This is a genomic window from Nocardioides sp. ChNu-153 (assembly GCF_030466625.1).
In the GTDB taxonomy this organism is placed as follows: domain Bacteria; phylum Actinomycetota; class Actinomycetes; order Propionibacteriales; family Nocardioidaceae; genus Nocardioides.
Window position 1 is genome coordinate 44,778 of the sequence record NZ_JADEVT010000017.1, and the last position, 19,393, is coordinate 64,170.

Consider the following 19,393-nt stretch of genomic DNA (forward strand, 5'->3'; position numbering starts at 1 on the left):
CGGGTGAGCGGCCCGGCCGAGGAGGTCGACGGGCGGCGCGCCCTGGTGCGCCAGGGCCTGGCCATCGGCGTCGCGACCGGCCTCTACGGCACCTCCTTCGGGGCCGTCGCCGTCGCGGGCGGGCTCGACGTCTGGCAGGCCTGCGCACTGTCGCTGCTGGTCTTCTCCGGCGCCTCCCAGTTCGCCTTCGTCGGCGTGCTCGCCGCCGGCGGCTCCCCCTGGTCGGGCGCGGCCACCGGCCTGATGCTCGGGGCGCGCAACATGCTCTACGGCCTCGGCCTGGTGCGTCTGCTCGGCTGGCGGGGACTGCGGCGCGCCGGCGCCGCGCAGCTCGTGATCGACGAGTCCAGCGCCGTGGCGACCGCCACCACCCGCACCGACCACGCCCGCCTCGGCTTCCTCGTCACCGGCGGGTCGGTCTTCGTGCTGTGGAACCTCATGACCCTCGTCGGCGCGCTCGCCGGCACGGCCATCGGCGACCCCCGTACCTACGGTCTCGACGCGGCCGTCGCCGCCGCGTTCCTCGCCCTGCTGTGGCCGCGGCTGGGCGACCGGCCGGCCGTCGTCGTCGCCGTGGTGGCGGCTGCGCTGGCCCTGCTGCTCGTGCCCGCCACGCCGGCCGGCGTACCCGTGCTCGCGTCCGCGTCCGTGGCCCTCCTGGCCGCGCTCCTGCCCCGGCGCTCGCCGCCAGGCCCGGTCCCCGCCGAAGGGAGCGCGTCGTGAGCACCACGTGGGTCGCGCTGCTGGTGCTCGCGGCCGGCAGCTACCTGCTCAAGCTCGCGGGCCTGTCCCTGCCCGCGGAGGTGCTGGAACGGCCCGTCGTACGACGGGTGGCCCTGGCCCTGCCCATCGCCCTGCTGTCCGCCCTGGTGGCGGTGCAGGCCGTCGCGGACGGGTCGCGGCTGGTCGTCGACGCCCGGGTCGCCGGGCTCGCGGTGGCGGTCGTCGCCCTCGCTCTGCGCGCGAACTTCCTCCTCGTCGTGGTGCTGGCCGCGCTCACCGCCGCGGGGCTGCGCGCGGCGGGCGTGGGCTGAGCCCCGCGCGGTCCGCTCCAGCGCTCAGTCGAGGTCGAGGAACGCCTCGAGCCCGACCGTGAGGCCGGGGTGGGCGCCGATCTCGCGGACGCCCACGAGCACGCCGGGCGCGAACGACGCGCGGTCCATCGAGTCGTGGCGGATCGTGAGGGTCTCCCCCGGGCCACCGAGCACGACCTCCTGGTGGGCCACCATCCCGCGGATGCGCAGGGCGTGGACGGGCACGCCGTCCACGACCGCGCCGCGGGCGCCGTCGAGCGCCGTCGACGTCGCGTCCGGCATCGGCGGGCAGCCCGCCTCGCGCCGGGCCGCGGCGACGAGCTCGGCGGTGCGGCGCGCCGTACCCGAGGGGGCGTCGGCCTTCGTCGGGTGGTGCAGCTCCACGACCTCGACCGACTCGTAGAAGCGGGCGGCCTCGGCCGCGAACCGCATCATCAGCACCGCGCCGATGGAGAAGTTGGGGGCGATGAGCACGCCCGTGCCGGGCGAGTCCGCGAGCCACGACCGGAGCCGGTCGAGACGCTCGTCGTCGAACCCGGTGGTGCCGACGACGGCGTGGATGCCGGCCGCGACGCACACCTCGAGGTTGTCCATCACCACGTCGGGGTGGGTGAAGTCCACGACCACCTCGGCGCCCGAGGTGCGCAGCACCGCGACGTCGTCCCCGGCGTCCACCTGCGCCACCAGCTCGAGGTCGTCGGCGGCCTCGACCGCCCGGCAGATCTCCTGGCCGACCTTGCCGCGCGCGCCCAGCACGCCGACCCGGGTCCGCTGCGTCCCGTTCTCGCTCACAGCAGGACAACCTACGCGGGCCGCGGCCGCCGTCGCCCACCCGGTCGAGGGGTCCGCCGGCCGTGGCGGTGCCAGCACCCGCTCGGCGCAGGTGGCAGGCTGTACCGCATGAGGCAGCAGACCATCCCGGCCCGGATCCGTTGGGGAGTCGACGTCATGGACGTCCAGCCCGGCGACCAGCTCCTGGAGGTCGGTTGCGGGCCCGGCGCGGCGGCGGAGCTCGTCTGCTCCCGCCTGGAGACCGGCAAGCTCTTCGCCATCGACCGCTCGGAGTCGGGCGTGGACCGCACGAAGCGGCGCTGCGCGGCATACGTCGACGCGGGCCGGCTGACGGTGCGCCAGATCGACCTCGCGACCCTGCGCGTGCCCGTGAAGCGGCTCCACAAGGCGTTCGCCTTCAACGTCAACCTGTTCTGGGTGCGCGGCGCCGCCGACGAGGTGGCGCTGCTGCACGAGAAGCTGCTGCCCGGCGGCAAGCTGTTCCTCTTCTACGAGGCCACGCGTCCCGAGGGCAAGCAGCGCATCGTCGAGTCGGCGAGCCGGGCCCTCACCGAGGGCGGCTTCCGCGTCTCGGTCGTGCAGAACCCGCAGCAGGGCTCCGTCGGCATCGTCGGGCAGCGGGTCACCGCCCAGATCTGACCGGCCCCGGCCGGCCCCGGGCCGGCCCGCGTCAGGAGGGGCCGACCACCGCGAGCACCTCGGGGCCGCCCAGGACGGTCGCGGCCAGCTCGGCCACCTCGTCCACGGTGACCGCGTCGATGCGCTCGATGACCTCGTCGACGCCGAGCAGCCGCTCCCCCAGCAGCTCGCCCTTGCCCAGGCGGTGCATCCGCGAGGCCGTGTCCTCCATGCCGAGCACGAGCCCGGCCCGCAGCTGGCCGGCGCCCCGGCGTACCTCGTCGGCGTCGAGGCCGCCGCGGGCCACGGCGGCCAGCTCGGCCCGCACCACCTCGAGGGTCGCGTCGAGCTTCGCGGGCAGGCACCCGACCGCGACGCCGACGAGCCCGGCGCCGACGTGCTGCGTGGTGAAGGCGTAGACGGAGTACGCCAGGCCGCGCCGTTCGCGCACCTCCTGGAAGAGGCGCGACGACGTGCCGCCGCCCAGGCCCGTGGTGAGGATGCCCATCGCGAAGCGGCGCTCGTCGCCCCGTGCGAGGCCCGCCGTGCCCAGCACGACGTTGACCTGCTCGAAGCCGCGGGTCGCGCTCGCCCGTCCCGGGCGCACCCGGCGCACGGTGGGGCGCGGCGCCGCGTCGGCGAGCGGCGGGGTCTCGGGGGCCGCCTCGGTGTCGAGGAAGCCACGGCGGCCGAAGGCGCGGGTCACCAGGGCGACCAGCGCGTCGTGGTCGACGTTGCCCGCCGCCGAGACCACCATCCGCGGCGCCCGGTAGTGACGACGGTGGAAGCGACGCACCGCCGCGGGCGACATGGCCTCGATGGAGGCCTCGGTGCCCGCGATCGGGCGGCCGTACGGCGAGTCCCCCCACGCCTGCGCGGCGAAGAGGTTGTGGACGACGTCGTCGGGGTCGTCGTCGTGCATGGCGATCTCGTCGAGGATCACCTCGCGCTCCGCCTCGACGTCCGCGTCGGCGATGAGCGAGGAGGTCAGCATGTCGCCCATGACGTCGAGCACGAGCGGGACGTCGGCGTCGAGCACCCGCGCGTGGAAGCACGTGTACTCCTTCGCGGTGAACGCGTTCACCTCCGCGCCGACCTCGTCGAGCTCGACGGAGATGTCGAGCGCCGAGCGGTCGCGCGTGCCCTTGAACAGCACGTGCTCGAGGAAGTGCGAGCCGCCGTGCAGCGCGGGCACCTCGTGGCGCGAGCCCACGCCGATCCAGACACCGATGCTCGCCGAGCGCACGCCGGCGACGTGCTCGCTCACGACGCGCAGGCCGCTGGGCAGGACGGTACGGCGGACGCCCGCCGGCAGCGGGGTCGGCTCGACGCCGCCCCCCGCGCGGGCCGGGGAGGGGGCCGGGAACGGGGCCGGCCGGCCAGCAGCGGACTGCTGGCCGGCCGGACCGGTGGTGTGCGGGGAGGTCACTCCGCGGAGTCGCCCTCGACCTCGGCGGCCTCGGCGGCCGGCTCGCCGGCCTCCTCGACCACGGGGACGAGCGACAGCTTGCCGCGGTCGTCGATCTCGCCGATCTCGACCTGGATCTTCTGGCCGACGGAGACGACGTCGTCGACGGACTCGACGCGCTTTCCGTCGTTGAGGGCCCGCAGCTTGGTGATGTGCAGCAGGCCGTCCTTGCCCGGCATCAGCGAGACGAACGCACCGAAGTTCGTCGTCTTCACGATGGTGCCGAGGTAGCGCTCGCCGACCTCGGGCATCGTCGGGTTGGCGATGGCGTTGATCGCGGAGCGGGCGGCCTCGGCGGCCGAGCCCTCTTGGGCACCGATGTAGATGGTGCCGTCGTCCTCGATCGAGATCTGGGCGCCCGTGTCGTCCTGGATCTGGTTGATGACCTTGCCCTTGGGGCCGATGACCTCGCCGATCTTGTCGACGGGGATCTTCACCGTGATGATGCGCGGCGCCGTGGCGGACATCTCGCCGGGGACGGAGATGGCCTCGTCCATGACGTCGAGGATCGCCAGGCGCGCGTCGCGGGCCTGGGTCAGCGCGCCGGCCAGCACCTGCGCCGGGATGCCGTCGAGCTTGGTGTCGAGCTGCAGCGCGGTGACGAACTCGCGCGTGCCGGCGACCTTGAAGTCCATGTCGCCGAACGCGTCCTCCGCGCCGAGGATGTCGGTCAGCGCGACGTACTGCGTCTGGCCGTCGACCTCGCCGGAGATGAGACCCATCGCGATGCCCGCGACCGGCGCCTTCAGCGGGACGCCCGCGTGCAGGAGACCGAGCGTGGAGGCGCAGACCGAGCCCATCGAGGTGGAGCCGTTGGAGCCCATGGCCTCGGAGAGCTGACGGATCGCGTAGGGGAACTCCTCGCGCGAGGGCAGCACGGGCAGGAGGGCGCGGCGCGCGAGCGCGCCGTGGCCGACCTCGCGGCGCTTCGGCGAGCCGACGCGACCGGTCTCGCCCGTGGAGAAGGGCGGGAACACGTACTTGTGCATGTAGCGGCGGTGCTTCTCCGGCGACAGCGTGTCGAGCTGCTGCTCCATCTTGAGCATGCCGAGCGTCGTGACGCCGAGGATCTGCGTCTCGCCGCGCTCGAACAGCGCCGAGCCGTGGACGCGCGGGATCACGCCGACCTCGGCGTGCAGCGGGCGGATGTCGGCGAGGCCGCGACCGTCCATGCGCACCTTGTCGCGCAGGACGCGCTCGCGGACGAGCTGCTTGGTCAGCGCGCGGTAGGCGGCGCCGACCTCCTTCTCGCGGCCCTCGAAGTCGGAGCCGATGCGCTCGAGCAGCGCGGCCTTGACCTCGTCGAGCTTCTCCTCGCGCTCCTGCTTGCCGGCGATCGTCAGCGCCGCGGCGGTCTCGCCGCTCACGGCGGCCTCGACGGCGGCGTACACGTCGTCCTCGAAGTCGAGGAAGACCGGGAAGTCGGCGACCGGCTTGGCGGCGGCCTTGGCGAGCTCGGCCTGGGCCTCCACCAGCTGCTTGATGAACGGCTTGGCCGCGTCGAGACCGCCGGCGACGACCTCCTCGGTGGGGGCCTGCACGCCGCCCTGGACCAGGGTCCAGGTCTGCTCGGTGGCCTCGGCCTCGACCATCATGATCGCGACGTCGCCCGAGTCGGTGACGCGACCCGCGACGACCATGTCGAAGACGGCGTCCTCGAGCTGGCTGTGGGTCGGGAACGCCACCCACTGACCCTCGATGAGCGCCACTCGGACGCCACCGATGGGGCCGGAGAACGGCAGGCCGGAGAGCTGCGTCGACATGGACGCGGCGTTGATCGCCAGCACGTCGTACGGGGTGTCGGGGTTGAGCGACATCACGGTGATGACGACCTGGACCTCGTTGCGCAGGCCCTTCTTGAAGGTCGGGCGCAGCGGGCGGTCGATGAGGCGGCAGGCGAGGATCGCGTCCTCGCCCGGGCGGCCCTCGCTGCGGAAGAACGAGCCGGGGATCTGGCCCGCGGCGTACATCCGCTCCTCGACGTCGATCGTCAGGGGGAAGAAGTCGAAGTGGTCCTTGGGGTGCTTGCCCGCCGTCGTGGCGGACAGCAGCATCGTGTCGTCGTCGAGGTACGCCGTCACGGAGCCGGCGGCCTGCCGGGCGAGCAGCCCGGTCTCGAACTTGACGGTGCGGGTGCCGAAGCGTCCGTTGTCGAGGACGGTCTCGACGGCGGAGATGACGGGCCCGGTGGGGGTGGACTCGGTCAAGGAGATCCCTGTTCTGTGTGCGGAGCGAACCGCGGCGTGCTCGCCTGTCGCGATGCACGGGGGCCGTCCACGCGCGGGTGGGGCCTCGTCGAGGTCCCGCGGCTTGCGTGCCGGTCTTCGATCGAGGCCCGCGGAGCCGGCCGGTCGACGTGCGACGCGGGGATCCGAGGGCCACTACCGAGGACCGGGCCGGACGGTGCGGGTCGCTCCTGGTGGATGGTTCCGGTGTTCTGTTGTCCTGCGGTCCTACGGGGTGGTGCCTACGGGGTGGTGCCGGTGGTGCGGGGCGCGCCGTCGGGCGGCGCGCACGGCTCCGACGATAGCGGCTCGGCGCCGCTGGACGAAGGAGGCCGGATGCAGCAGGAGCGGCCGCCCGGGTGGGCGACCGCTCCTGGCGCGATCAACGACGGAGGCCGAGGCGCTCGATGATCGAGCGGTACCGGTTGATGTCCGTCTTGCTGAGGTAGTTGAGCAGGCGGCGGCGCTGGCCGACCAGCAGCAGCAGGCCACGACGGCTGTGGTGGTCGTGCTTGTGCTGCTTCAGGTGCTCCGTGAGGTGCGCGATGCGGTGGCTCAGCAGCGCGACCTGCACCTCCGGCGAGCCGGTGTCGCCCGGCGTCGTGCCGTACTCGGCGATGATCCTCTTCTTGGTCTCCGCGTCGGTTCCGATCGACATGCGGGCTCCTCTCGACTCGTTGCGCGGCGCGCCGGGGCCTGTTCTCCCGGGCACTGGGTTCCGCGGCCGTCCTGACGGCAACCGGAGAAACGTACCAGCGGCGCCGCGACGCCCCCAAAACAGCGCGGTACGGCGGGGCTCAGGCCTCCGGCTGCCCGCCCTCGGCCGCGGCGAGCACCGCCCGGGCGGCGGCGCGGGCCGCCGTCGGGTCGGACGCGGCGAGCACGGCCTCGGCGACCTGGTGGCACTCGTCGGCCGTGACGCGGGCGAGCATGGCGCCGACGGCGCGGACCGCGCTCGGCGCCATCGACAGCGACGTGATGCCCATGCCGACGAGCGCGCAGGCGAGCAGCGGGTCGGCGGCGGCCTCGCCGCAGACGCCGACGGGCTTGCCGGCCTGCTGGCCCGCCGCCGCCGTGATGGCGACGAGGTGGAGCACCGCGGGCTGCCACGGGTCCGTGAGGTGGGCCAGGTCGCTGGCGAGCCGGTCGGCGGCCATCGTGTACTGCGTCAGGTCGTTGGTGCCGATCGACAGGAAGTCGACGACCTCGAGCACCCGGTGGGCGAGCACCGCGACGGCCGGCACCTCGACCATCGCCCCCGCCCTCAGGCCCCGGGCGTGCACCTGCTCGGCGAAGGCCGCGGCCTCGTCGCGCGTGGCGACCATGGGCGCCATGACCCACGCCTCGGTGCCGGTGCGCCGCGCGGCCTCCGCCACCGCGTCGAGCTGGTGGGCCAGCAGCGCGGGGTTGTCGGCGGCGAGCCGCAGGCCGCGCACGCCCAGGGCGGGGTTCTCCTCCCCCTCGTGGGTCGCGAAGGCGATCGGCTTGTCGGAACCGGCGTCGAGGGTGCGCACGACGACGTGCTGGCCCCGGCCGGCGTACGGCGCGAGCACCTCGGCGTAGATGTCCGCCTGCTCCGCCACCGTCGGCTCGGTCGGGCGGTCGAGGAAGGACAGCTCGGTGCGGAACAGGCCGACGCCCTCGACCGGCTCGCTCGCCGCCGCCTGCGCGGAGGCGGGGTCGGCGACGTTGGCGAGCAGCTTGACCCGCACGCCGTCGCGGGTGGCGGCCGGGCCGGTCCACGCCGCGGTGGCGGCGCGCAGCTCGGTGTCGGCCCGGACGCGGGACCCCGCCTCCTCGGCGTCGGGCGCGAGCTCGACCGTGCCGGCGGAACCGTCCACGAGCACGGGCTCGCCGTCGGGCAGCTCGAGGGCCCCCGCGACGCCGACCACGCAGGGGATCCCGAGCTGGCGGGCGATGATCGCGGTGTGGCTGGTCGCGCCGCCGCGCTCGGTCACCAGGCCGACCACGACGGCCGGGTCGAGGCCGGCGGTGTCCGAGGGCGCCAGGTCGGCGGCGACGAGCACGACCGGCGTGGTCGGGAGCACGACGCCCGGCTCCGGGGCGCCGGCCAGGCGGGCGACGAGGCGGCGCTCGATGTCGCGCAGGTCGGTGACGCGCTCGGCCATCAGGCCGCCCTGCTGCTCGAACAGCGCGACGAAGGTGTCGACCGCCGACTCGACGGCGCCGAGCAGGTCGGCCCCGCCCCGCAGCTGCTTGCGCACGCCCGAGCGCAGCCCGCGGTCGCGGGCGAGACCGGCGCTCGCGGTGAGCACCTGGGCGGCCGCGCCCTCGACCCGCGCGGCGCGGGCGACGTACCCGTCCGCGACGGCTGCGGCAGCCGCGTCGTACGCCGCGAGCGCGGGCTCCTCCTCGGTCGGCGCCGAGGCGCGCAGGGCCGCGACGGCCGCGGGGTCGACCTCCGTCGCCACCCGGAGCACGGGGGCGTGCGCGACGCCGGGCACGACGGGCGTCCCGCGGCGCGTCCGGACGGGGGCGGCGGGAGCGGCGGGAGCGGCGGGGCCGGTGGCGGCAGCGGAGCCGGCGGAGTCAGCGGTGACCATGCCCCGAGTTTGCGCCCCGACCCCTTGACAGTCAACATGAACGGGCATAGAACAACACGAACACAGATCGTCCGGATCAGCGCCGGCGCGACCGGGCGGCCCAGGGAGGCGGAGATGTACGCCGAGGAACGACAGAACGCGATCGCCCAACGGGTGGCGGCCGAGGGCCGCATGTCCGTGACGGCGCTCGCCGCGGAGTTCGCGGTGACGACGGAGACGGTGCGCCGCGACCTGTCCGGCCTCGAGCGCCGGGGCCTCGTGCGCCGGGTGCACGGCGGCGTCGTGCCCGCCGACGCCCTCCACGTCATCGAGGCCGGTGTGGCGGACCGCAGCCGCACCCGCACGGCCGAGAAGGAGCGCATCGCGCGCCTCGCGGTCCGCTACCTGCCGAGCCCGGGGAGCACGGTGCTGCTCGACGCGGGCACCACCACCGCGGCCCTGGCGGCCGCGCTCCCGCCGGCCCACCGCCTCGTGGTGGTCACCCACTCGGTGCCGATCGCGGCCCGCCTCGCGGGCCTGCCCCAGCTGGACCTGCACCTGCTGCCCGGTCGGGTGCGCCCGCAGACGCTGGCCGCCGTGGGCCCCGAGACCGTCGTCCACCTCGAGCGGCTCCGCGTCGACGTCGCCTTCGTCGGCGCGAACGGCATCTCGACCGCGCACGGCCTGTCCACCCCCGACGCGGAGGAGGCCGCGGTGAAGCGCTCGCTCGTCGCCGCCGCCCGCTCCGTCGTCGCCCTCGCCGACGGCACGAAGGTCGGCGAGGAGCACACCCGGAAGTTCGCCGAGCTCGACGAGGTCGACGCCCTGGTCACGACCACGGACGCCGACCCCGGCGAGCTCGCCGCCCTGCGCGCCACCGGCCTGGAGGTCGACCTCGCATGATCCTCACCCTCACCCCGAACCCGAGCGTCGACCAGACCGTCGCGCTCACCGAGCGGCTGGCCCGCGGTGCCGTGCACCGGGTCGCCACCACGACGTCCCAGCCCGGCGGCAAGGGCGTCAACATCTCCCGCGCGGCCGTCGCCGCCGGCGAGCCCTCGATCGCCGTGCTCCCCGCGCTGCGGGAGGACCCCTTCGTCCTCGAGCTGCTCGCCGGCGGGGTCGACTGCCGCCCCGTGCACCCGAGCGGCCCCGTGCGCGTCAACGTCACGCTCGCCGAGCCCGACGGCACGACGACCAAGCTGAACAGCCCGGGGGCCGAGGTCGACGCCCGGGTCCTGGACGAGCTGACCGACGTGCTGCTGCACCACGCCGGCCAGGCCGACTGGACCGTGCTCGCCGGGTCCCTGCCCCCCGGTGCGCCGCCCGAGTGGTACGCCGCCCTCACCGCCCGGCTGCGCTCGCGCGGCACGCGCGTGGCGGTGGACACGAGCGACGCCCCGCTCAAGGCCCTCGTGGCCGCGCTCCCCGGCTCGGCCCCCGAGCTGATGAAGCCCAACGCCGAGGAGCTGGCCTCCTTCACCGGCGCCGACGCCGACGTCCTCGAGGCCGACCCGGCCGCGACCGCCGCGGCGGCGCACCAGCTCCTCGAGCAGGGCGTGGGCACGGTGCTCGCCACCCTCGGCGGCAACGGCGCCGTCCTGCTGCACCGCGACGCGACCGGCGCCGTCGGCGCCTGGCACGCCACCCCGCCCCCCACCACCGTGGTCAGCACGGTGGGCGCGGGCGACTCCAGCCTCTTCGGCTACCTCCTCGGCTGCCGGCGGGGCCTCCCCGCCGAGCAGCGCCTCGCTCTCGGCGTCGCCTACGGCAGCGCCGCCGCCGGGCTCCCCGGCACCACCATTCCGCTCCCCGACCAGGTCCGTCCCGAGCTGGTCGCCGTCTCCCCCGTCCCGTTCACCCGAGGTGACTCATGACCCACGACACCAGCCCCGCGCTGATCACCCCCGACCTGGTCCGGCTCGACGCCGACCTCGGGCCGGAGAAGGACGACGCGATCCGCGCCCTCGTCGCCGTGCTGGCCGAGGCCGGCCGCACCGACGCCCCCGAGACGGTGCTCGCCGACGTGCGCGACCGCGAGGAGAAGTCGGCCACCGGACTGGCCGGCGGCATCGCGATCCCCCACTGCCGCACCGCGGGCGTCGCCCACCCGACGCTGACCTTCGCGCGGCTCGCGCCGCGCGTGGACTTCGGCGCCAAGGACGGCGGGGCCGACCTCGCGTTCCTCATCACCGCCCCCGACGGCGGCGGCGCGCTGCACATGAAGATCCTGCAGCAGCTCGCCCGCGCGCTCGCCAAGCCCGCGTTCACCCAGGCGCTGCGCGCGGCGACCACCCCCGAGGAGGTCGTGACGATCGTCGAGGAGGTCGTCTCGCTGCCCGCCGCCACCCCGGCCGGTACGACGGCACCCGCCGCCGCGACGGGAGCCACCGCCGCGAGCGCCGCCACGACCCCCGCCGGCGGCGCCGCGACGGACCCGGGCCGCCACGTCGGCAACCCCCCGTCGCTCGTGGCGGTCACCGCCTGCCCGACCGGCATCGCCCACACCTACATGGCGGCCGAGGCCCTCGAGGCCGCGGCCCGCCGCGCCGGGGTCACGCTCCACGTGGAGACCCAGGGCTCGGCCGGGTCGACGCCGCTCGACCCGTCCGTCATCGCCGCGGCGGACGCCGCGATCTTCGCCGTCGACGTGGGGGTGCGCGACCGCGGTCGCTTCGCCGGCAAGCCGCTCGTCCGTTCCTCGGTCAAGCGCCCCATCGACGACGCGGACGCGATGATCGTCGAGGCCCTCGCGGCCGCCAGCGACCCGAACGCCGCCCGCGTGGACGGCGACGGCCCGGGCGCGTCGCCCGGCGAGCGGGGCAGCGAGAACGAGTCGTGGGGCGGCCGCACGCGGCGCGTGCTCATGACCGGCGTCTCCTACATGATCCCGTTCGTCGCGGCGGGCGGCCTGCTCATCGCGCTCGGCTTCCTGCTCGGCGGCTACGACATCACGGACGCGTACGGCGACATCGCCGTCGACCACTCCCTGGCGGACCTGCCCGACCCCGCGGCGTACGGGCTCGACCACGTGCTGCTCGGCTCCGGCCTCGCGGCGTACCTCGGCGCGCTGCTCTTCATCATCGGCAAGACGGCGTTCATGTTCTTCATCCCGGCGCTGGCCGGCTACATCGCCTACGCGATCGCCGACCGCCCGGGCATCGCCCCCGGCTTCATCGTCGGCGGTCTCGCCATGAACATCTTCAACGTCACCGACAGCGGCGACCCGGCCACCGGGCTCCCGGCCACCGGCTTCCTCGGCGCCATCGTCGGCGGCGTCCTCGCCGGCGTGATCGCCCACTGGATCGCCGGCTGGAAGGTGCCGAGCTGGATGCGCGGCCTCATGCCGGTGCTCATCATCCCGCTGGTCACCTCGGTGGTCGCGGGCCTGGTGATGATCCTCGTGCTCGGCAAGCCCATCAACTGGGTGATGACGAACCTGACCGACGGCCTCAACTCCCTGTCGGGCTCCAACGCGATCCTGCTCGGCGTCATCCTCGGCCTGATGATGGCGTTCGACATGGGCGGCCCGCTCAACAAGGTGGCCTACAGCTTCGCCGCCGTCGGCGTGGGTGGCGCGAGCCTCGCGAGCGACGCCCCCGAGCTGAAGATCATGGCCGCCGTGATGCTCGCCGGCATGGTGCCGCCGATCGCGCTCGCGCTGGCCACCGTGCTCCGCCCGCGGTTGTTCACCGAGAACGAGCGCGAGAACGGCAAGGCCGGCTGGCTCATGGGCGCCTCGTTCATCACCGAGGGCGCGATCCCGTTCGCCGCGGCCGACCCGCTGCGCGTCATCCCCGCCATCATGTTCGGCAGCGCCGTCACCGGCGGCCTGTCGCAGGCCCTCGACGTCTCGGTCCGGGCCCCGCACGGCGGCATCTTCGTGCTCTTCGCCGTCGGCAACGTCGTGGGCTTCCTGATCTCGCTCGCCGTCGGCGTCGTCGCCGCCGCCCTCGCGGTCGTGGCGCTCAAGACCTGGACCCGTCCGGCGCTCCCCGACGCCGAGACGGGGGTGACGACCGGCGCCACGGGCACCGGGAGCACCGGGGCCGCCGCCGGCGACCGCTCCCCCGTCACCGCCTGACCCCGCCCACCCACCGAGAGGACCCGCTCATGCCCACCACGACCGCCGTCGTCGGCTCCGCCGTCGGCCTCCACGCCCGCCCCGCGGGCATCATCGCCGAGGCCGCCGAGGAGCTCGACGCCGACGTGACCATCGCGCTGCCGGGCGACGAGCCCGTCGACGCGGCCTCCGCGCTGATGATCATGACCCTGGGCGCCGGCCACGGCGACACCGTCGAGGTCACCGGCGACGACGAGGCGGCCGTCGCCGCGATCGTCGCGCTGGTCGAGAAGGACCTCGACGCCGAGGACTGAGCGACGCCCGCCCGCTGGTACGACGACGGCCCGCCCCCTCGAGGGGGCGGGCCGTCGTCGTACCGTCAGGGGCTCGCTCAGCCCGGGGGCGCGAGGAGCGCGCGGGCGCGGTCCACGTCGTCGGCCATCTGCACGAGGAGGGGCTCGACACCGTCGAAGCGCGTCATGCCGCGCAGGCGGGCGACGAACGAGACCTCCACCTCCACGCCGTACAGCTCGAGGTCGGCGCGGTCGAGGACGTAGGACTCCACCCGCCGCTCGCGCTCCCCGTCGAAGGTGGGGTTCGTGCCGACCGAGATGGCGGCGGGGTGGGTCTCGCCGGTGTCGGTGCGGCGCAGCCACCCGGCGTACACACCGTCGGCGGGGGCCGCCGCGAGGCCGGTGGTGGGCACGTTGGCCGTGGGGTAGCCCAGCTCGCGGCCCCGCTGGTCGCCCTGGACGACGACCCCGCGGACCGTGAACGGGCGACCGAGCGCCTCCGCGGCGCCCTCGACGTCCCCGGCGGCCAGGCAGTTGCGCACGTAGGTCGACGACCACACCTGGGGCCCGCCGTCCAGCGCGATGCCCTCCGCGACGAAGTCCCGCGAGCGGCCCGCCTCCTGCAGCGTGGCGACGTCGCCCGCCGCCCGGTTGCCGAAGCGGAAGTTGGCGCCGACCACGACGCCCCGCACGTGCAGGGCCTGGACGAGGATCCGGTCGACGAACTCCTCCGGGGTCCACGCGGCCACGCCGCGGTCGAACGGCACGACGAGCACGTCGTCGATGCCCGCCTCGCTCAGCAGGGCCACCCGCGCGTCGATGGTGCTCAACGTCGGCGGGGCGTGCTCGGGGCGCAGCACGGCGATGGGGTGGGGGTCGAACGTGACGGCGACGACCCGGGCCACGCCGAGCTCGTCGGCGAGCTCCCGCGCCCGGCGCACGACGTGCTGGTGACCGAGGTGGACCCCGTCGAAGTTGCCGATGACCGCCACCGTGCGACCGAGGTCGTCGGGGACGTCGGCCAGCGCACGCCAGACCTGCACCACCGCAGCAGACTCCTCTCCACCCGCGTCGTCGCGACGCTCGCCAGTGCTGACGTCAGCCTCGCACAGCGCCGGGCGCGTCCGCGCGTCGGTCCAGCAGCTCCCGGTAGACCGCGCGGACCCCGATGGCGCGCTCCAGCTCGCCCAGCACCCCGGTGAAGAACTGGCCCCGGAACGTGTCGTCGGTGACGGCGACGACCGTGAAGTAGAGCCCCGAGAACGCGGACAGGAAGACGGAGACCGCCAGCAGCTCGGCGGTCAGTCCGGGCAGGCCCGGCACCGAGCTCACCGCGCCACCGGTCCACGCCTCCGCGACCTCCGGGCGCATCGTCAGCGCGCCGAACAGCACGAAGAAGCAGAACATCGAGGCGACCACGACGAGCACCTGGACCCCCTGCACGACGATGAGCACGAGCAGCAGGTTCCACCGCTCGAAGCGGTTCAGCACGACGTTGCGGGTCGGGTCGGCGGTCTCGTCCGCGACGAGGCGGGCCGCGTCTCCCTCCAGCGGGGTGCCGTGGCAGGCGGAGAGCAGGAGCGCGTCGTCCACGTTGTCGTCGACGCGGTCGACCTCCTCCGGCAGGCGGACGAGGAGGAACACCACCGCCATGGCCCCGAACAGGAGCACCGTGAGCCACAGGAAGCCGGCCGGCAGGCTCGCCGACATCTGCCAGACCTCGGCGTTGATGAACAGGAACGTGACGAACACGAGCAGGAGCGGCAGGGCCCGGGTGACGGTGGGCAGCAGCTGGCGCAGGCTGCCGAACGTGCGCCCCACCGCCCACGCCACGATCGGGCGGGCCCCCAGGGCCAGGACCGCGTAGCCGACCGCCGCCAGCCCGGCGCCCGTCAGCAGCGTGGCCGGGGCGAGCGCGACGTCGGAGCCGGCCCAGGCCAGGGCGACACCCACCAGGACGGTCGCGAGCACGACGAGGACGAGACCGGGGACGACGCGGACCGGTCGCAGCGCCGCGCGGGCCCGCGTCTGCCCGGACAGGACGAAGTACGGCAGGCCGTGCGCCGCGAACCACCGCTCGGTGGCCTCGAGGCGGGCGGCCTCGTCGGGGAGGGAGTGCATCCGCACAGCCTGCCACCCCCATGGCCCGCGACGGCGGGCCGCCTCGGCTCCCGGGACGGGACTCAGACGAAGACGGCGACCGGCTTCAGCCGCTCGCCCGCGGCGCGGTAGAGCGCGAGGAAGTCCCCGTCGGGGCCCAGCACGGCGAGCGGCGGGGCGGCGGCGCCCTCCTCTGCGAGGTCCACCGCGGCGTGGCCGGGCAGCGCGGCCGGCCGGTCCAGCGAGCGCCCCACCCGCACGTCGCGCTCGCCGTCGGCGTCGACCTCGAGCACCGGGAACACCCGGCGGGCGACCTCGGCCAGCGGCACGGGCGCGAACGCGTCGTCGAGCTGCTCGAGCGTGCGCGCCGCGGACAGGTCGAACGGCCCGACCGCGGTGCGGCGCAGCGCCGTCAGGTGCCCGCCCGTGCCGAGCAGGGCGCCCAGGTCGCGTGCGATCGCGCGCACGTAGGTGCCGCTGGAGCAGCGCAGCTCGACGTCGACGTCGAGGACGGGCGTGCCGTCGACCTCGGCGGGCCGGACGGCGTCGACCACCAGCTCGTGGACGGTGACCCGGCGCGACGCGAGCACGACGTCCTCGCCGTCGCGCACGCGCTGGTAGGCCCGCTTGCCGTCGACCTTGATCGCCGAGACCGCGGTGGGCACCTGGTCGATCTCGCCGACGAAGCCGGCGAGGGCGGTGCGCACGTCGGCCTCCGTGACGTGACCGGCCGGGCGTACGGCGAGCACCTCGCCCTCGGCGTCGTCCGTCGAGGTCGCGACGCCGAGCCGCACGGTCGCGGCGTACCCCTTCTCGGTGAGCATGAGGTGGCCCAGCAGTCGGGTCGCCCGCCCGACGCCCAGCACGAGGACGCCGGTCGCCATCGGGTCGAGGGTGCCCGCGTGGCCCACCTTGCGGGTGCCGGCGAGCCGGCGCACGCGACCGACGACGCCGTGGGAGGTGATGCCCCCGGGCTTGTCCACCACGACGATGCCCGTGGGGGCCTCGCTCATCGCGGCGACGCGTCCTCGGCCGGACCGTCGGTGTCGTCGAGGTCGTCGAGGTCGTCGTGCTCGTCGAGGTCGTCCGTGTCGTCCTCGTCGTCCTCGTCGAGGTCGTCGTCCTCGCGGGGCTTGCGGTACGGGTCCGGCTCCCCGGCGTACTGCTCGACGCGCGAGGCCGCGACGGCCTCGTCGAGCGCCTTCGCCTTCGCCAGCACCTCGTCGAGGTGGCGCGCGGTCTCGGGCAGCGCGTCGGGCACGAACTCGAGCGTCGGGACGTGGCGCGTGCCGAGCTGCTTGCCGACCTCGGAGCGGATCATGCCGCGGGCCGAGTCCAGCGCCGCCGCCGTGCCGGCGAGCGAGTCCTGCTCGCCGAGCACGGTGTAGAAGATCGTGGCGTGCTGCGTGTCACCGGAGACCCGCACGTCGGTCACGGTCACGAAGCCCAGCCGGGGGTCCTTGAGGCGGCGCTCCAGCATCTGGGCCACGACGACCTGGATGCGGTCCGCGATGCGGCGGGCACGGGGGTTGCTCATGTCGTTCTTCCTGTCGTGACGAACCGGCCGGGGGGGGGGGGGGGGGGGCCCCCCCGCCCAGGGCCAGGGGGGAGGGGTGAAACCCCCGGGGGGGGTTTTTTCTTGTGTTTTTTGGGGGGGTCACCCCCGGGCGGGGGGCGGGGGGCGGTGGCCCCGGCCCCACGGCCGGTCGGGACGGTTCTCAGCCGCGCGGGATCTCGCGCAGCTCGAAGGCCTCGACGATGTCGCCCTCCTTGATGTCCTGGAAGTTGCGCAGCACGAGGCCGCACTCGAAGCCCTCCCGGACCTCCGACGCGTCGTCCTTCTCCCGCTTGAGCGAGGAGAGGTCGAGGTTGTCCGCGACGACCTTGCTGTCGCGGAGCACCCGGACCTTGGCGTTGCGCCGGATCGTGCCGCTGGCGACCATGCAACCGGCGATGTTGCCGATCTTGGAGCTGCGGAAGATCGCACGGATCTCCGCCTGGCCCAGGACCTGCTCCTCGTACTCCGGCTTGAGCATGCCCTTGAGGGCCGCCTCGATCTCCTCGATGGCCTGGTAGATCACCGAGTAGTACCGGATCTCCACGCCCTCCTTGTCGGCCATCTCGGTCGCCTTGCCCTGCGGGCGGACGTTGAAGCCGATGATGATCGCGTCGGAGGCGGCCGCCAGGTCGACGTTGGTCTCGGTGATCGCACCGACACCGCGGTCGATGACGCGCAGGCTGACGTCGTCGCCGACGTCGATCTTCGACAGCGCGTCCTCGAGCGCCTCGACCGAGCCGGACACGTCGCCCTTGAGGATCAGGTTGAGCTCCTGGTCCTTGCCCTTCTCCATCGAGGCCATGAAGTCCTCGAGGGTGCGGCGGACCCGGCGCTTCGCCTGCAGGGCGGCACGCTCGCGCGCCTCCCGCTTCTCGGCGATCTGACGGGCCATGCGGTCGTCGTCCACCACGATGAAGTTCTGGCCCGCACCCGGCACCGCCGAGAGGCCCAGGACCATCGCCGGACGCGCCGGGTCGACCTCGGTGAGCTCGTTGCCGTGCTCGTCGAGCATGGCGCGGACGCGACCGTAGGCGGGACCGGCGACGAGCGAGTCGCCGACGCGCAGCGTTCCGCGCTGCACCAGCACCGTGGCGACCGGGCCGCGACCGCGGTCCAGGTGCGCCTCGACCACGAGGCCCTGCGCGTCCTGCGTCGGGTTGGCCCGCAGGTCGAGCGAGGCGTCCGCCGTCAGGACGACCGCCTCGAGGAGGCCCTCGAGGTTGAGCCCGGCCTTGGCCGAGACGTCGACGAACATCGCGTCGCCGCCGTACTCCTCGGGCACCAGGCCGTACTCGGTCAGCTGGCCGCGGACCTTCGTCGGGTCGGCGTCCGGCTTGTCGATCTTGTTGACCGCGACCACGATCGGCACGCCGGCGGCCTTGGCGTGGTTGAGCGCCTCCACCGTCTGCGGCATGACGCCGTCGTCGGCCGCGACCACGAGGATCGCGATGTCGGTCGCCTGGGCACCACGGGCACGCATGGCGGTGAACGCCTCGTGGCCCGGGGTGTCGATGAAGGTGATGCGGCGCTCGGTGCCGTCCACCTCCGTGCGGACCTGGTAGGCGCCGATGTGCTGCGTGATGCCACCGGCCTCCTTGTCGACCACGTTGGCGTTGCGCAGCGCGTCGAGGAGCTTCGTCTTCCCGTGGTCGACGTGACCCATGACGGTCACGACCGGCGGACGGATGACGAGGTCGGACTCGTCGCCCTCGTCGGAACCGAACTCCAGGTCGAACGACTCGAGCAGCTCGCGGTCCTCGTCCTCCGGGGACACGACCTGCACCGTGTAGTTCAGCTCGTCGCCGAGCAGCTCCAGCGTCTCGTCGTTGACCGACTCGGTCGCCGTGACCATCTCGCCCAGGTGGAACAGCATCTGCACGAGCTGGGCCGCGTCGACGCCGATCTTCTCGGCGAAGTCGGTCAGGGAGGCGCCGCGGGAGAGACGGATCGTCTCGCCGCCGCCCTTGCGCACGCCCTTGACGCCCAGCGTCGGGGCCTGCATGGCCTCGAACTCCTGGCGACGAGCGCGCTTGCTCTTGCGACCACGACGCGACGGGCCGCCGGGGCGACCGAAGGCGCCCTGCGTGCCGCCACGCTGACCGGGACGACCGCCACCGGGGCGACCGGCGGCAGGACCGCCGCCGAAGCCACCGGGGCCACGCCCGGGAGCGCCGCCGCCACCAGCGCCGGGACGGGCGCCAGGGCCACCGCGACCGGGAGCACCGCCGGGACGGGCGCCGGGCCCGCCGCGGCCCGGACCGCCCGGACGGGCGCCGCCCGGACCGGAGCCGAACGCAGCCGGGGACTTCGGCATCATCGCCGGGTTCGGCCGGGGCATGCCCGGACGGCCCGGAGCGCCGCCCTCACGGGCGGCCGGGGGACGCGGCGGACGCTGGTCGCCCGCCGTGCCCGCACCGGCACCCTGCCCCCCCGCGGGCGGAGCGGTCGGGGCCGGGCGACGACCCATGCCCTGGTTGGACGCGAACGGGTTGTTGCCGGGGCGCGGCTGGCCGGGACGACCCACGGGACGCGGGCCGGGGCTCTTCTGCGCCGGCTTCGGGCCCGGGCGGGCGCCACCGGAGGGACCGGGACGGCCGGGGGCCGAGGGGGACGGCGCCGAGCCGCCACCGGCGCGCGCGGCGGGAGCCGCCGGCGTGGACGGGGCGGACGGCGCGGAGGGGGCCGCGGGAGCCGCGGGG

Annotated in this window: 17 protein-coding genes; 7 read left to right on the plus strand and 10 right to left on the minus strand. The window is 74.8% G+C overall.

Translation table 11 applies throughout. The features are described from left to right. Positions 1–3 precede the first annotated feature (3 nt). The gene (locus INN71_RS16415) at positions 4–723 is read left to right on the plus strand and encodes an AzlC family ABC transporter permease (RefSeq protein ID WP_277499137.1); all 720 of its coding nucleotides are present in this window, start codon (positions 4–6) and stop codon (positions 721–723) included. Further along, positions 720–1,034 (plus strand): AzlD domain-containing protein, encoded by a 315-nt coding sequence (locus tag INN71_RS16420; RefSeq protein ID WP_277499140.1) that lies wholly within the window; start codon positions 720–722, stop codon positions 1,032–1,034. Before INN71_RS16415 ends, INN71_RS16420 begins: the two co-directional genes overlap by 4 nt. Positions 1,035–1,058: 24 nt before the next feature. On the opposite strand, the gene dapB is transcribed toward INN71_RS16420, so the two are convergent. Further along, positions 1,059–1,826 carry a 4-hydroxy-tetrahydrodipicolinate reductase gene (dapB, locus tag INN71_RS16425; protein WP_277499142.1) on the minus strand — a complete coding sequence of 256 codons (768 nt, stop codon included), beginning with the start codon at positions 1,824–1,826 and terminating at the stop codon, positions 1,059–1,061. Positions 1,827–1,934: 108 nt separating this feature from the next. Here dapB and INN71_RS16430 point away from each other — a divergent pair, with 108 nt between their 5' ends. Beyond that, on the plus strand, positions 1,935–2,465 hold the full coding sequence (locus INN71_RS16430) for a trans-aconitate 2-methyltransferase (RefSeq protein ID WP_277499144.1): 531 nt from the start codon (positions 1,935–1,937) through the stop codon (positions 2,463–2,465). A 31-nt stretch (positions 2,466–2,496) separates the two neighbouring features. Here INN71_RS16430 and INN71_RS16435 read toward each other — a convergent pair whose 3' ends face one another. The 4 genes from INN71_RS16435 to ptsP form a co-directional block, all read right to left on the minus strand. Further along, a complete protein-coding gene (locus INN71_RS16435) occupies positions 2,497–3,873 on the minus strand; it encodes a pitrilysin family protein (protein ID WP_277499147.1) in 1,377 nt (458 codons plus the stop codon). After that, positions 3,870–6,119, minus strand: a complete 2,250-nt coding sequence (locus tag INN71_RS16440; RefSeq protein WP_301801231.1) for a polyribonucleotide nucleotidyltransferase — start codon at positions 6,117–6,119, stop codon at positions 3,870–3,872. Before INN71_RS16440 ends, INN71_RS16435 begins: the two co-directional genes overlap by 4 nt. A gap of 400 nt (positions 6,120–6,519) precedes the next feature. Then, positions 6,520–6,795, minus strand: a complete 276-nt coding sequence (rpsO, locus tag INN71_RS16445) for a 30S ribosomal protein S15 (RefSeq protein WP_277499148.1) — start codon at positions 6,793–6,795, stop codon at positions 6,520–6,522. Positions 6,796–6,934: 139 nt separating this feature from the next. Then, entirely contained in the window at positions 6,935–8,701 is a 1,767-nt protein-coding gene (ptsP, locus tag INN71_RS16450; RefSeq protein ID WP_277499149.1) for a phosphoenolpyruvate--protein phosphotransferase, read from the minus strand. Between the two features lie 9 nt (positions 8,702–8,710). Between ptsP and INN71_RS16455 the strand changes: the two genes are divergently transcribed. From INN71_RS16455 to INN71_RS16470, 4 genes are read left to right on the plus strand one after another with little or no spacing between them, the layout of a single operon-like run. Then, positions 8,711–9,583, plus strand: coding sequence for a DeoR/GlpR family DNA-binding transcription regulator (locus INN71_RS16455; protein ID WP_301801233.1), 873 nt, complete (start codon positions 8,711–8,713; stop codon positions 9,581–9,583). Next, entirely contained in the window at positions 9,580–10,557 is a 978-nt protein-coding gene (locus tag INN71_RS16460; protein ID WP_277499153.1) for a 1-phosphofructokinase family hexose kinase, read from the plus strand. The genes INN71_RS16455 and INN71_RS16460 overlap by 4 nt, the downstream gene beginning before the upstream one ends. After that, positions 10,554–12,764 carry a fructose-specific PTS transporter subunit EIIC gene (locus INN71_RS16465; protein ID WP_277499156.1) on the plus strand — a complete coding sequence of 737 codons (2,211 nt, stop codon included), beginning with the start codon at positions 10,554–10,556 and terminating at the stop codon, positions 12,762–12,764. Before INN71_RS16460 ends, INN71_RS16465 begins: the two co-directional genes overlap by 4 nt. A 29-nt stretch (positions 12,765–12,793) precedes the next feature. Continuing rightward, positions 12,794–13,057: an HPr family phosphocarrier protein gene (locus INN71_RS16470; protein ID WP_277499157.1), complete on the plus strand. Its 264-nt coding sequence runs from the start codon at positions 12,794–12,796 to the stop codon at positions 13,055–13,057. A gap of 77 nt (positions 13,058–13,134) precedes the next feature. Here the strand turns inward: INN71_RS16470 and INN71_RS16475 are convergent, their stop codons facing one another. From INN71_RS16475 to infB, 5 genes are all read right to left on the minus strand, one after another. After that, complete coding sequence (locus tag INN71_RS16475; RefSeq protein WP_277499173.1) at positions 13,135–14,079, minus strand: bifunctional riboflavin kinase/FAD synthetase; 945 nt, start codon at positions 14,077–14,079, stop codon at positions 13,135–13,137. Positions 14,080–14,134: 55 nt separating this feature from the next. Continuing rightward, positions 14,135–15,157, minus strand: a complete 1,023-nt coding sequence (locus tag INN71_RS16480; RefSeq protein WP_277499159.1) for a hypothetical protein — start codon at positions 15,155–15,157, stop codon at positions 14,135–14,137. 62 nt (positions 15,158–15,219) lie between these two features. Further along, positions 15,220–16,149, minus strand: coding sequence for a tRNA pseudouridine(55) synthase TruB (gene truB / locus INN71_RS16485; RefSeq protein WP_277499161.1), 930 nt, complete (start codon positions 16,147–16,149; stop codon positions 15,220–15,222). Continuing rightward, on the minus strand, positions 16,146–16,673 hold the full coding sequence (gene rbfA, locus INN71_RS16490) for a 30S ribosome-binding factor RbfA (RefSeq protein WP_277499162.1): 528 nt from the start codon (positions 16,671–16,673) through the stop codon (positions 16,146–16,148). Before rbfA ends, truB begins: the two co-directional genes overlap by 4 nt. Positions 16,674–16,854: 181 nt before the next feature. Further along, positions 16,855–19,161, minus strand: coding sequence for a translation initiation factor IF-2 (gene infB / locus INN71_RS16495; RefSeq protein WP_301801242.1), 2,307 nt, complete (start codon positions 19,159–19,161; stop codon positions 16,855–16,857). Positions 19,162–19,393: the final 232 nt, after the last annotated feature.

Bases quoted from the DNA above. Each gene is read 5' to 3' on its own strand.
- INN71_RS16430 (WP_277499144.1), top strand. From the start codon at position 1,935: ATGAGGCAGCAGACCATCCCGGCCCGGATCCGTTGGGGAGTCGACGTC.
- INN71_RS16460 (WP_277499153.1), top strand. From the start codon at position 9,580: ATGATCCTCACCCTCACCCCGAACCCGAGCGTCGACCAGACCGTCGCG.
- INN71_RS16470 (WP_277499157.1), top strand. From the start codon at position 12,794: ATGCCCACCACGACCGCCGTCGTCGGCTCCGCCGTCGGCCTCCACGCC.
- INN71_RS16480 (WP_277499159.1), bottom strand. From the start codon at position 15,157: ATGCACTCCCTCCCCGACGAGGCCGCCCGCCTCGAGGCCACCGAGCGG.
- infB (WP_301801242.1), bottom strand. From the start codon at position 19,161: ATGGGTCGTCGCCCGGCCCCGACCGCTCCGCCCGCGGGGGGGCAGGGT.
- truB (WP_277499161.1), bottom strand. From the start codon at position 16,149: ATGAGCGAGGCCCCCACGGGCATCGTCGTGGTGGACAAGCCCGGGGGC.
- INN71_RS16465 (WP_277499156.1), top strand. From the start codon at position 10,554: ATGACCCACGACACCAGCCCCGCGCTGATCACCCCCGACCTGGTCCGG.
- ptsP (WP_277499149.1), bottom strand. From the start codon at position 8,701: ATGGTCACCGCTGACTCCGCCGGCTCCGCTGCCGCCACCGGCCCCGCC.
- rpsO (WP_277499148.1), bottom strand. From the start codon at position 6,795: ATGTCGATCGGAACCGACGCGGAGACCAAGAAGAGGATCATCGCCGAG.
- rbfA (WP_277499162.1), bottom strand. From the start codon at position 16,673: ATGAGCAACCCCCGTGCCCGCCGCATCGCGGACCGCATCCAGGTCGTC.